The sequence below is a fragment of the Brevundimonas sp. genome, from assembly GCF_965278935.1.
Lineage (GTDB): Bacteria > Pseudomonadota > Alphaproteobacteria > Caulobacterales > Caulobacteraceae > Brevundimonas.
Genome location: NZ_OZ257124.1, coordinates 2250092 through 2262074, shown reverse-complemented (window position 1 = coordinate 2262074; position 11983 = coordinate 2250092). Strand labels below are relative to the sequence as shown.

Here is an 11983-nt window from a genome sequence, read left to right as displayed (position 1 = left end):
AAGCGCGGGGTTTCGGTAACGTCGCATTCGAACGGCGCGATCAGGCGTCGAAGGGACGAAACCACCGATGCGCACGATCCTGATGCTGACCGCCGCCACCCTGGCGCTGGCCGCCTGTGACCAGCCGACCGAGAAGGCGGAGGCCGCGCCCGCGACGACTGCGGCGACGCAGGCCGCCACGACGCCGGAGGCTTTCATCCGAAGCCTGTACGAAGACTCCGATGACAATGTGGAGATGGTGGAGGAGAGCCCGATGTGGTCGGCGCGGACGCGGGCGCTGCTGGCCGAAACCGTCCGACTGACGCAGGAGGGCGATCAGGGCTTCTTCGACGCCCAGCCGATCTGCGACTGCCAGGACGGGACGCCGGTGCTGCAGTCGGCGACGGCGACGTCCACCGGTCCGACCACCGCCGACGTGGTCGTGGTTCAGGGCTTCGCCGAACCGGGCAACGCCGTGCACCACAAGACCTACAAGCTGGTGCTGGAGGACGGTCGCTGGAAGATCGACGACATCACCTATCAGGACATGGGCGACGAGTTCGAACGCGAGCCGCTGGTCCAGCAGCTGAATGCGTGGATCGCCGAGGCCAGGACGCAGCCGGCGGCATGACAAGGAGACTGACGATGCGAAGCGTGACGATGCTTTCGGCCGCCGCTCTGGCATTGGCCGCCTGTTCTCAGGGCGAGGAGACCAAGGAGCCCGCCTCGGCCTCCGCTTCCGCGACGGCGGGAGCGACGACGCCGACAGGGCCGGTGTCGCGCGAGCAGGTCTATGCGGCGGCCGGCGAAGGCCCCGAGGCCTTCGTGCGGACGATCTACGCCCAGTACGTCAACGGTGGGCCGCAGGGCGAACAGCCGGCGCCGGGGCAGGACCCGATGTTCTCGCGCACGATGAACGCCCTGATCGGGGCGGACGTCCGGGCGGCGAACGGCGAGGTCCCGACGCTGAACTACGACCCCTTTTGCGCCTGTCAGGACCAGGGCGACTTCGTCGTCACGGCGACGGCGGTGGCCCAGTCGGACCCCAACACCGCCGAGGCCGATGTCGCCTTCACCAACATGGGCGAGCAGAAAAACCTGAAGCTCAAACTCGTGCGCGAGGGCCCGAACTGGAAGGTCGACGACATCGTCGACGGGACGGATTCGCTGCACGACACCCTGATGGCGGTGGCCGAGGCGGCGGGGTAGGCGACGGTTGTCAAAGGGCGGGCGAGGGCCGATATTGATCCCATGACCGACATCACCATGGTCCGCTCCGAGACTGGTCGCCGCGCAGGCAAGAAGCCGAAAGGCGTCACCCTGCGCCGGATCACCGCAGCCAATGGCGAGAAGGTGACTGTCCGGTCGATCGATGCGAACAGCCCGACGTTCGGCGAAGAGTTCCTGTACGTCTTCACCAAGAACGTCGAGGCGGCCCGTCGGGACAACAAGCGGCTGTTCGGATCTGCCGATGGCGTCGCCGCCGACGACTAATCCGCCCTCGCTCTGGATCATTGCCGGACCCAACGGATCGGGCAAAAGCAGCGCCTATGGGGCTGCAACCGTCGATGAGTCTGTCGGGTCGGTCTGGATCATCAACCCGGATCTCCTGACGGCCCGAATCGCAGTGGCCGAGGGCGTCGACCACGTTGCGGCGAACCGACTGTCGGTCGAGCGCATCGAGACCTGGCTATACGCCTCGATCGATACACACCAGACGATCGGCGTCGAGACGGTCCTGTCGACGGACAAATACCGCAAGCTGGTGGACCATGCGCGCAGTCGCGGCTTTTCGATCAACCTGATCTACGTCTTCCTCGACAGCGTCGAACTGAACATCAAACGCGTTCGCACGCGGGTTCAGAAGGGCGGTCACGACGTACCCGAAGACAAGATCCGCAGCCGTCGGCTTCGATCCTTCCAGCAGTTTGGATGGTTTTTCACCCATGCCGACCGGGTCGACGTCTACGACAATTCCGATGCTACGCCGCGCCGCGTGCTGGCCAGGCGCGGACAGGAGATGGTGCTTTACGACCGCCTGCCCGACGCGTTGATCGACGCGGTCGATGCCTACGACCCCGGCTTCCGCGCGATTTACGACGACTGAAGCACCGCCCGCGCCGCCGCAGCATCCGCGTCGATCTGGACCTTGAGGGCGTCCAGGCTGTCGAAATTCATTTCGCCGCGCAGCAGGGCGACGAGTTCGGTCTCGATGGTCTGGCCGTAGAGGTCTTCGGCGAAGTCGAAGAGCCAGACCTCGAGCAGGGGTTCGGCGATCTCGAACATCGGGCGGACGCCCAGGTTGGCGACGCCGTCGATGACGCGGCCGTCGGCCAGGCGGGTGCGGGTCGCATAGACCCCGTAGGCGGGGCGCATGTAGTCGGCGAGGCGCACATTGGCGGTCGGAACGCCGATTGTGCGGCCGCGCTTGTCGCCGTGGACGACCTTGCCCTCGATGGCGAAGGGGCGGCCGAGGATGGCGGCGGCGCGGGCCATGTCGCCGGCGTTCAGGGCCTCGCGCACGGCGCTGGAGGCCAGTTTGAGGCCGCCCCTGTCATCGACGCGTTCGGTGACCGCGACCGAAAAGCCGAGCTGGCGGCCGATGCGGGCGAGGGCGTCGGGCGAGCCCGTGCGACCCTTGCCGTAGGTGAAGTCGAACCCGACCGAGGCGTGGGTCAGGCCCAGACCGTCTGACAGGACATCAAGGGCAAAGGCTTCGTCCGACATCGCGGCCATGTCGGCGTCGAAGGGCAGGAGATAGAGACGCTCGACGCCGAGGGGCTCGAGCGCGCGGGCCATCTGGCCGGCGGTCATCAGGCGGAAGGGGGCGGCGTCGGGCTGGAACCAGCGGCGCGGATGCGGGTCGAAGCTGACGACGGCGAGGGGGGCGCCCAGGCGGTCTGCGGTCTCGCGGGCCGAGGCGATCACCGCCTGATGGCCCCGGTGAACGCCGTCGAAGGCGCCGAGCGCGGCGGCGGCGCCCCGCTGCGAGGCCGGCAGGTCGCGCCAGTCGCGGATCACATCGATGGGCACGGCCGGGTGTCAGTCCCTGGCGGGACGGCGGCGGCGGGGGACACGGACCGTGGCCTCGCCCTCCATGATCATGTCGTCGCCGACATAGCCCTCGGTGCGGAGGACGACGCGGGCCGACTCGGGATCGACCGAGGCCACGGTGATCTTCGCCGTCACCACGTCACCGATGCGGACCGGCTTGTGGAAGGCCAGCGACTGCGACAGGTAGATCGCCCCGGCGCCCGGCAGGATGGTGCCGACCACGGCGGAGCCGAACGAGGCCGAGAGCAGGCCGTGGGCGATCCGGCCGCGATAGGCGGTCTTCGACGCGAAGGCCTCGTCCATGTGGACCGGGTTGAAGTCGTCGGAGGCCTCGGCGAACTGCTCGATGCGGCCTTCCGTGACCTCGACCTCCTTGATCGCCACCATGCCGGGCGAGAGTTCTTCGAGGATATAGCCGCCCGAGGGGTGAGGTCCGGTGTTCATGGGCCGGTGTTAGACGCGCTTCGCCGATTTGGCGAGAACTACCACTTCAGATCGAGCGCGGCGTAGAGGGCGTAGGTCGTCTCGGGCGTCAGGAGGGCGGCGGCGCGGGCGGGGTCGATCAGGTTGTCGTCGCCGCGCGCGGCGTCGCCGTGGATGCCCTGGGCGATGAACAGGCAGTCGAGCGCCTGCTGGTTGGCGCCGAGGACGTCGGTGATGACGCCGTCGCCGATGCACAGGACGCGCGAGCGATCGACGGGACGGCCCATCAGCCGTTCGGCTTCGATGAGCGAGAGGGCATAGATCGGGCCGTAGGGCTTGCCGGCCATGGTGACCCGGCCGCCGAGCGATTCGTACAGATCGGCCAGGGCGCCGCCGCAGTAGATGATCCTGTCGCCGCGCTGCACGATGCGGTCGGGGTTGGCGCAGATCAGCTCCAGACCGCGTTCGGCGGCCTCGGACAGCTGTTCGAAATAGTGCTCGGGCGTCTCGGTCTCGTCATCGATCATGCCGGTGACGGACAGGAAGGCGGCGTCGGCGACGGTGTCGGCGCGCTTGAGGTCGAGGCCCTCGTAGAGGATGTCGTCGCGGGCTGGGCCGATGATCAGGGCCGGGCCGGGCGCGCGACGGGCCAGCTCCATCCGGGTGGCGTCGCCCGAGGTGACGAAGGCCTTCCAGCTGTCGCGCGGGACGCCGAGGCCGTCGAGCTGGGCGACGACATCGTGCGACGGGCGGGGCGAGTTTGAGATCAGGACGACGTGGCCGCCCTGTTCGTTGAACTTGGTCAGGGCCTCGCAGGCCTCGGGCCAGCTTTCGCGGCCGTTGTGGATCACGCCCCAGACGTCGCAGAGCAGAATGTCGTAGTCGGCGGCGACGGCGCTGAGGTTCGGCAGGGCGTGGGGCAGGGTCATGGCCCCTGAATAGGGCGGGTGGGTCGCAGGGGCTAGCGCGCGATGACGCCGATGGCGCCTTCGGCCGGGTCCGAGACGCCGTCGGCGAGGTCCCGAACGACTTCGCCGATCGCCTCGAAGCCGCGATGCTCGACGATCCGGATCCAGGGCGAGGCCGGGTCGACGACGCGTTCGAAGAAGGCCGCCTGATCGGCGAGGAAGCGCTCGTAGAAGGCGTGCAGGGTCCCGCGCTCGCGGTGCTGGTCCAGGCAGGTGGCGGCGAAGAAGAAGACGGGCCGCGGACCGACCAGATCGGGGTCGTCACCGGTGAAGTCGGCGCTCTGGGTCGAGCCGACGAGGCAGTCGTACTTCAGGTCGTCGCCGAAATGCGCGTGAACGCGTCGGCGCAGGTCGGGATCTCCCGCGAGGTCGAGGTAGAGAGTCGGAACACCGGCCGGCAGGGCCTCGACCTCTTCATAGCCGTGCACGGCGTCATAGGCGCCCAGACCTTCGACGAAGGCGCGATTGCGTGCGCCGGTCAGGGCGATGACCTCGACGTCGTCGTCGGCCAGACAGTGGGCCGAGCCGTAGGCGGTCTTGGACGAGGCGCTGGAGACGACGATTCGCTTCGCGCCGAAGAACCCCGCGTCTCTCAGGAAGTCGACGGCGGTGTAGGAGGTCACGAACAGGGGGCGAAACAGGGCCTCGGCGTTTTCCAGCGCCGGGGAATAGTGGCGGTCGGCCGCGCACAGGACGTAGCGGTTGTAGATGTCCGGCACGGCCTTTCGCCACGGCGAGGCGTCGGCGAATCCGCCCCTGCTGACCTTTTCGGCCTTGACCAGAAGCGTCTCCGCCATGGGGAAGTAGCCGAAGACGCGGGCGCCGACCTCGACGCCGGGCGCGCGGGAGGCTGCGACGTCGGCGAAGCCCCAGACGGGCATCATGCCGCAGGCGTCGTCGCCGGTCGGGAAGACCTTCCAGTAGCCGATGGCGTCGCCATAGGCGGCGTAGGTGATGTTGTTGGTCGTGAGGGAGAACCGGTCCAGCGCGAGGACGACATCACCTTCGGCCAGATCGGCCGGCGTCGGGTTCGGCGCGATCAGGGTCTCGCGCAGGGACGACTTCACGGTCATCAGGCGGCGGTCGGTATCGGACATGGCGCTCTCCCGGTGGTCTGTTTCGGGTGACCCTAGCGGCAAACGCAGTTGACGTAGGAGAAGGCGCGCGGCGGACGTTGGCGCGAGCGACGCGGCCTGCTAACCGACCCGCATGAAAATTCCTCGCTTAGCCTGGGCGGCCTATGGATTCGCCCTCGTCGTCATCGTGCTGGATCAGCTGAGCAAGTTCTGGATCCTGGAAGGCCTCGACCTGCGCGAAGTCGGCCGGGTGCTGATCGCGCCGCCGATCCTGAACTTTTCCTATGTCGAGAACGACGGCGTCAGCTTCGGCCTGTTCGGCGGCGGCGCCGGACGATGGGTTCTGAGCTTCTTCCCCCTGATCGTCGCGGGCTTCCTGGGCTGGTGGGCGCTGAAGGCCGAGCGGCGCATCCTCATCACCGCCATCGGCCTGGTCATCGGCGGCGCCCTGGGCAATGCCATCGACCGGATCCAGTACGGCTATGTCGTCGACTTCATCGATTTTTCGGGCACGGGGGTCTTCCCCTGGGTCTTCAACGTCGCCGACAGCGCCATCAACATCGGCGTCCTGCTGCTGATTATCGACAGCATAAGGTCGGAACGGAAGCCGGCCGTTGGCGCGGCCCACGAAAAGGCGTAATCACCCGCTCTTTCCTGCCTACACACTCGTCTGACCTGGGCGCCGAATCCGCGCCGGAGCCGAACCGACCCATGCGAACCGCCCGTATCCTGACCGTTTCCGCCATCGCCGTTTCGGCCGTCGCCCTGACCGCCTGTGGGGGTCTGCGCCAGTCCATCGGCCTGACCAAGGTCGTGCCAGACGAGTTCCTGACCGTCGCCTCCGCCCCGCTGACCGTGCCGCCGGAATACGGCCTGCGTCCGCCCGCGCCGGGCCAGCCGCGCCCGCAGGAGCTCGCTCCGGAAAGCGCCGCTCGCCAGATCCTGCTGGGTCAGCGTCAGGCCGTGACCCGCACGCCGGGCGAACAGGCCCTGGTCGTCGCTGCCGGCGCCGAGCGCGCCGACCCGCTGGCCCGCTATGTCGTCGACGACGAGTTCGGCGACCTGGCGCACAAGGAAGAGAGCTTCGCCAACCGCATCCTGTTCTGGCGTCGCGACGACGCCTCGACCCAGGCTCCGACCCAGACCCAGACGGCCCAGGGCGCGGTGACCATCGATGCCGCCAGCGAGAACGCCCGCCTGCAGGCGCTGACCGGCACGCAAAGCACGATCGTGATCGCGCCGCGGCGCTCGGGCGGATTCAAGCTGCCGGGCCTGTAAGAACCCGACATTCCAAGTCGATCAGGGGCGCGCCGGCGACGGTGCGCCCTTTTTCAATTCGGCGCGCGCTTGCGTTCGTCGCGAGACAGTCCTTATTGTGAACGGACCGCTCCCCCGGGACCTTTCGCATGACCGATCTTCGCGCACTCAGCCACCTGTCCGGCGTCGAACAGCTGCGGCTCGGGTTTCAGGCCGATGAGAACGCCGCGCCGATCGCGCGGACGCTCGACTATCAGCTGACCGAGGTCGAGGAGGGGCGGGTGGTGTTCGAGGGCACGCCGACGCGAGCGGTCTACAATCCCATCGGCACGGTGCACGGCGGCTGGATGGCCACCCTGCTGGATTCGGCCTGCGCCTGCGCGGTGCATTCGATGCTCAAGCCGGGGCAGGTCTACACGACGCTGGAGATCAAAACCGTGTTTCACCGCGCCCTGACCGAGGGCGTGCCGGTCAGGGCCGAGGGCCGGATCGTGCAGATCGGACGCCGGGCGGGCTTCGCCGAGGCGGACCTGAAGGGCGTCGACGGCAAACTCTATGCGACGGCGACCTCGACCTGTCTGGTGATGGAAGTCGGCTGACGGCGCCCGGGACGTTTGCCCCATCCGGCGACGCCCGCTAGAGCATCCGCTTCCTTGAAGCCTGCCCAAAAGACCGCGCCATGCACGATATCCGAGCCATTCGAGAGAACCCCGGCCATTTCGTCGCCGGCTGGTCGTCGCGCGGCGTGGAGGATGCGCAGGCGCTGGTCGACCAGATCCTGAGCCTCGACACCGAACTGCGCGCCTCCCAGACGGCGGGGCAGGATGCGCTGGCCAAGCGAAACGCCGCTTCCAAGCTGATCGGCGCCGCCATGGGCCGCAAGGACATGGCCGAGGCCGACCGGCTGAAGGCCGAGGTGGAGACGCTGAAGGGCGACATCGCGAGCCACGGCGAGGTCGAGGCGGCCAAGGGGGCCGAACTTCGCGGCATCCTGGCGGCGCAGAAGAACCTCGCGGCTGACGACGTGCCGGACGGCGAGGACGAGGCGGGCAATGTCGAGACCTCGCGCTGGGGCACGCCGCGCGCCGGTGGTCCGGCCAAGGATCACGCCGACCTCGGCGAGGCGATGGGCCTGCTGGACTTCGAGGCGGCGGCGCGGATGTCAGGCGCGCGGTTCGCGGTGCTGAAGGGCGGGCTGGCGCGGCTGGAACGCGCCGTCGGCCAGTTCATGCTCGACGTGCAGACGACCGAGCACGGCTATCTGGAGGTCAATCCGCCGTATCTGGTGCACGACAAGGCAATGTTCGGAACGGCGCAGTTGCCGAAGTTTTTCGACGACCAGTTCCGGGCGGGCGACGACCACTGGCTGATCCCCACCGCCGAAGTCTCCCTGACCAACCTCGTGCGCGAGCAGATCACGCCGGAAGAGGAACTGCCGCTGCGGCTGACCGCCCTGACGCCCTGCTTCCGGGCCGAGGCCGGGTCGGCGGGGCGGGATACGCGCGGGCTGATCCGCCAGCACCAGTTCCACAAGGTCGAGCTGGTCTCCATCACCACGCCGGACAAGTCCGACGAGGAGCACGAGCGGATGACGACCTGCGCCGAGGCGGTGCTGCAGAAGCTGGAGCTGCCCTATCGCCGGATGCTGCTGTGCAAGGGCGACATGGGGTTCTCCGCGAAGAAGACCTTCGACCTCGAGGTCTGGCTGCCGAGCCAGGACACCTATCGCGAGATCAGCTCGGTCTCGAACTGCGGGGACTTCCAGGCGCGGCGGATGGATGCGCGGTTCAAGCGCAAGGAGGGCAAGCCGGAGTTCGTGCACACTCTGAACGGCTCGGGTTTGGCCGTCGGGCGGACGCTGGTGGCGATCATGGAGAACTATCAGGACGAGGGCGGCAAGATCGCCGTGCCGGCCGCCCTGCTGCCGTATATGGGCGGGGCGACGCACGTCGGCTGAGGGCGGCGCTCACCGCTTTTGTGATGGGGCGTAAGGTGGATCGGGGATCGGCGGCGTCCTATCTTCGTTCCATCCGAGGAAGCCCGCGCCTCGCCGCCTGCGAGGCCGCTCGAACAGGAGTTGCTCCATGAGCCTGATCGCCGCCGCTCTTGCCCTGTCGCTGTCCGCCGCCGCGCCTGTGGCCGAGGTCCAGCCCGCCCCGACCCCGCCGACGACGTTCGAGGGCTGGATCAGCTTCTCAGGCGACGAGTTCCAGCTGGTCGAGCGCCAGAACCAGTATGTCGCCGGTCGCGAACGCCCGTGCGTCTCCGGCGCCCTGCCGCGCGACGAACAGCGCACGGCCGCCGCGACCATCGGCCGTCAGAAGGTGCGGGTCACCGGAACCCGCGTGGCATGGTCCGACGAGCTGCCCGGCCACCGGATCGACCACCAGGGCTCGAACATCCGCAACGAGTGCGGCGCCGACTTCGTGATCCTGGGCACGGACATCGCCGTCATCCAGTAGGTTGTCGCAGGGTGCGCGGGGGCGGGGATTCGGCTATTCCCTGACGACTCACCGAAGGCTCCTGATTTGCGCATCCTGCTGACCAACGACGACGGTATCGAGGCCGAGGGCCTGGCCTGTCTGGAACGGATCGCACGGACCCTGTCCGACGATGTCTGGATCGTCGCGCCGCACGAGGAACAGTCGGGCAAGGGTCGGGGCATCACCCTGACCGAACCGCTGAGGGTCAACCGGTTTTCCGAAAAGCGGTTCTCGGTCACCGGAACGCCGACGGACTGCGTCGTGCTGGCGGTCAATGACCTGATGCCGGACAAGCCCGATCTGGTGCTGTCGGGCGTCAATCGCGGGCACAATGTGGGGGAGGACTGCTCCTATTCGGGAACGGTCGCGGGCGCATTGCAGGGGATGGCCTTCGGCATCCGCTCGATCGCGCTGAGCCAGTCGCTGGAGCGGTTCCACGACGAGGTCACCGCCCACTGGGAGACAACCGAGACATACGCCCCGCCGATCATCAGCCGGCTGCTGGCCGAGACCTGGCAGGACGGGGTGGTGATGAACCTGAACTTCCCCGCACGACCGCCCGAGGATGTGAAGGAGGTCGAGGTGACGGTGCAGGGCTTCCGTCAGGCCGGGGAGATGCATGCGGTCAAGCGCACCGACCTGCGCGGGCGCGACTACTACTGGATGAGCTTTCGGGGGGCGAAGCAGGATCATGCGCCGGGCACGGACCTGCGGGCCATGGACGACGGCAAGATCTCGGTCACGCCGCTGCATATCGACCTGACGCACAAGCCGAGCGTCCACGACCTGAAGGGCGTGCTGGGCGGGGCGCCGCCGAAGAGCCTGGCCGGATGAATCTGAAGGACGACAGGGCAGGGCGGCTGATCCTGTCGCTGCGGCAGCAGGGGGTCACCGATCCCCGGGTGCTGGCGGCGATGGAATCGATCGACCGCGCCGTGTTCGTGCACGAGAAATTCCTCGATCAGGCGTGGGAGGATCAGGCCCTGCCGATCGACTGCGCCCAGACGATCAGCCAGCCCTTCATCGTCGGCCTGATGACCCAGGCTCTGGAGGTCGAGCCGCGCCACCGGGTGCTCGAGATCGGCACGGGCAGCGGCTACCAGTGCGCGGTGCTGAGCCGGTTGGCGCGCTACGTCTATTCGGTCGAGCGGTATCGCAGCCTGCTGGTCGAGGCCGAGGCCAAGCTCAAACGGCTCCAGATCGACAACGTCATCACCCGCCATTCCGACGGAGGGCTGGGCTGGCCGGAGCAGGCGCCGTTCGACCGGATCATGGTCACGGCCGCCTCGCCGAACGAGCCGACCGAACTGCTGAAACAGCTGAAGCCGGGCGGAGTGCTGGTCGCGCCGGTGGGCCGGACGTCCGTGCAGATGCTGCATCGCTATACGGGTCAGGAGGACGGCAGCTTCCGACGCGAGAGCCTGTGCGAGGTGCGCTTCGTGCCCCTGGTCGAGGGGACGGCGAAGGAGGGGTAGAGGTAGGGCTTAGGGATCAGGGAACTGGCGGTGCGCTGTCGTCCGCTCTATCCTTGCCTTCCCCAAGACCTGCTCACCAAGCCCTGATCTCTAGCCCCGTTAACCTCTCCGCCCCACTTTCGCGCGCTTTGGCGGGTTGGCTAATGAGCTGCGACGGGGCATGTCGGGCAGGGTGAACGGGGAGCGATCTGTGCGTCTTTCGAACTGGATCAGGGCGGCGGCGATCGCCTTCGCCGGAATGGCGGCCACGGCCTGCGCCAGCTATCCGACCGAGCCCGTCTATTCGACCCGGCCGATGCCGGGCTATGGCGCGCCCGGCGTGCGTCCGGCCGATCCCTACGGCGCGCCGTCCCAGCCCCAGCCGCCGGTCTATGAGGCGCCGCCGCCGATGACCGCGCCGACCGAGCGGATCGAGGGCGGAGCCCTGCCGCCGCCGTCGTCGTCGGGTTCGAACACCTATCCGCCGCCTCCGGCCTACAATCCCCCGGCCTACAGCCCGCCGTCCGCGAGCTCGCCGTCCTATGCGACGCCCAGCGCGCCGATGAGCGTCAACGCAGGCGCGGCCTATGTCATCCAGCCGGGCGACACGATCTCCGGCGTCGGGCGGCGCTTCCAGACGCCGGTGCAGAATCTGATCGACCTGAACGGTCTGGGGCCGCGCGGCGCGATCACCGTGGGCCAGTCGATCATCCTGCCCGACAGCGCGCTGGACACGGGCCCCGATCCCTATGCGACCGGGCCCGCGCCCGTCGGCGTCATGGTGCCCGAGAACGGGGTGATTCCGCCGCCCCCGCCGCCGCCCTCGGGCAATCCCGCAGCGCCCCTCGCACCGCGGGAACCGGCGGCGACGGCATCGACGGCCGTCGCATCGGCTGGATCAGCGATGTTCCAGTGGCCGGTGCGGGGCGAAATTCTGCGCCGCTTTGGTCCCGTGGGTTTGGGCGAGCGCAACAACGGCATCAACATCGGCGCCGCGGCCGGCGAGCCGGTCAACGCGGCGGCCGGGGGACGCATCGCCTATGTCGGAGAGGTCGTGGGATTAGGCCTGACGGTCATCATCACGCACCGGGATGGCTGGCGCACGAGCTACAGCCACCTCGGGTCCGCCACGGTCGATGACGGCGCTGACGTTCGCACGGGCCAGCAGATCGGCACGGTCGGCCTGACGGCGGGCGACGGTCGTCCCTCGATCCACTTCGAGACCCGCCGGATGCAGGCCGATCAGCCGACCGCCGTCGATCCGTTGACCGTTTTGCCACGGTAGAGAC

General features: G+C 68.3%; 16 protein-coding genes. 12 read left to right on the top strand and 4 right to left on the bottom strand.

The annotated features are described in order from the left end of the window. Window positions 1–67: 67 nt before the first annotated feature. From ACQY68_RS11395 to ACQY68_RS11380, 4 genes are read left to right on the top strand one after another with little or no spacing between them, the layout of a single operon-like run. Window positions 68–610, top strand: coding sequence for a DUF3828 domain-containing protein (locus ACQY68_RS11395; RefSeq protein WP_428149545.1), 543 nt, complete (start codon window positions 68–70; stop codon window positions 608–610). Window positions 611–624: 14 nt separating this feature from the next. Further along, window positions 625–1188, top strand: a complete 564-nt coding sequence (locus ACQY68_RS11390) for a DUF3828 domain-containing protein (RefSeq protein WP_428149544.1) — start codon at window positions 625–627, stop codon at window positions 1186–1188. Between the two features lie 42 nt (window positions 1189–1230). Further along, window positions 1231–1473: a hypothetical protein gene (locus tag ACQY68_RS11385; RefSeq protein WP_428149543.1), complete on the top strand. Its 243-nt coding sequence runs from the start codon at window positions 1231–1233 to the stop codon at window positions 1471–1473. Further along, window positions 1451–2086 (top strand): zeta toxin family protein, encoded by a 636-nt coding sequence (locus ACQY68_RS11380; protein WP_428149542.1) that lies wholly within the window; start codon window positions 1451–1453, stop codon window positions 2084–2086. Before ACQY68_RS11385 ends, ACQY68_RS11380 begins: the two co-directional genes overlap by 23 nt. Here ACQY68_RS11380 and ACQY68_RS11375 read toward each other — a convergent pair. Genes ACQY68_RS11375 through ACQY68_RS11360 form a run of 4 tightly spaced genes read right to left on the bottom strand, consistent with a single transcriptional unit; the run spans window position 2074 to window position 5521 of the window. Beyond that, a complete protein-coding gene (locus tag ACQY68_RS11375; RefSeq protein WP_428149541.1) occupies window positions 2074–3012 on the bottom strand; it encodes a bifunctional riboflavin kinase/FAD synthetase in 939 nt (312 codons plus the stop codon). The genes ACQY68_RS11380 and ACQY68_RS11375 overlap by 13 nt on opposite strands. Window positions 3013–3021: 9 nt before the next feature. Then, window positions 3022–3477 carry a MaoC family dehydratase gene (locus ACQY68_RS11370; protein WP_428149540.1) on the bottom strand — a complete coding sequence of 152 codons (456 nt, stop codon included), beginning with the start codon at window positions 3475–3477 and terminating at the stop codon, window positions 3022–3024. A gap of 38 nt (window positions 3478–3515) precedes the next feature. Beyond that, on the bottom strand, window positions 3516–4385 hold the full coding sequence (locus ACQY68_RS11365) for a TIGR01459 family HAD-type hydrolase (RefSeq protein ID WP_428149539.1): 870 nt from the start codon (window positions 4383–4385) through the stop codon (window positions 3516–3518). A 32-nt stretch (window positions 4386–4417) separates the two neighbouring features. Continuing rightward, window positions 4418–5521, bottom strand: a complete 1104-nt coding sequence (locus ACQY68_RS11360; RefSeq protein WP_428149538.1) for a DUF2855 family protein — start codon at window positions 5519–5521, stop codon at window positions 4418–4420. A gap of 112 nt (window positions 5522–5633) precedes the next feature. On the opposite strand from ACQY68_RS11360, the gene lspA reads away from it, so the two are divergent. From lspA to ACQY68_RS11320, 8 genes are all read left to right on the top strand, one after another. Continuing rightward, entirely contained in the window at window positions 5634–6140 is a 507-nt protein-coding gene (gene lspA / locus ACQY68_RS11355) for a signal peptidase II (protein ID WP_428149537.1), read from the top strand. A 71-nt stretch (window positions 6141–6211) separates the two neighbouring features. Then, complete coding sequence (locus ACQY68_RS11350) at window positions 6212–6778, top strand: DUF3035 domain-containing protein (protein ID WP_428149536.1); 567 nt, start codon at window positions 6212–6214, stop codon at window positions 6776–6778. Window positions 6779–6906: 128 nt separating this feature from the next. Then, window positions 6907–7356: a PaaI family thioesterase gene (locus tag ACQY68_RS11345; RefSeq protein ID WP_428149535.1), complete on the top strand. Its 450-nt coding sequence runs from the start codon at window positions 6907–6909 to the stop codon at window positions 7354–7356. Window positions 7357–7436: 80 nt separating this feature from the next. Next, entirely contained in the window at window positions 7437–8714 is a 1278-nt protein-coding gene (gene serS, locus ACQY68_RS11340) for a serine--tRNA ligase (protein WP_428149534.1), read from the top strand. 127 nt (window positions 8715–8841) lie between these two features. Further along, window positions 8842–9219 carry a hypothetical protein gene (locus ACQY68_RS11335; RefSeq protein ID WP_428149533.1) on the top strand — a complete coding sequence of 126 codons (378 nt, stop codon included), beginning with the start codon at window positions 8842–8844 and terminating at the stop codon, window positions 9217–9219. A gap of 66 nt (window positions 9220–9285) precedes the next feature. Beyond that, a complete protein-coding gene (gene surE / locus ACQY68_RS11330; RefSeq protein WP_428149532.1) occupies window positions 9286–10074 on the top strand; it encodes a 5'/3'-nucleotidase SurE in 789 nt (262 codons plus the stop codon). Continuing rightward, a complete protein-coding gene (locus ACQY68_RS11325) occupies window positions 10071–10715 on the top strand; it encodes a protein-L-isoaspartate(D-aspartate) O-methyltransferase (protein WP_428149531.1) in 645 nt (214 codons plus the stop codon). Before surE ends, ACQY68_RS11325 begins: the two co-directional genes overlap by 4 nt. Before the next feature lie 190 nt (window positions 10716–10905). Beyond that, window positions 10906–11979 carry a peptidoglycan DD-metalloendopeptidase family protein gene (locus ACQY68_RS11320; RefSeq protein WP_428149530.1) on the top strand — a complete coding sequence of 358 codons (1074 nt, stop codon included), beginning with the start codon at window positions 10906–10908 and terminating at the stop codon, window positions 11977–11979. Window positions 11980–11983 lie beyond the last annotated feature (4 nt).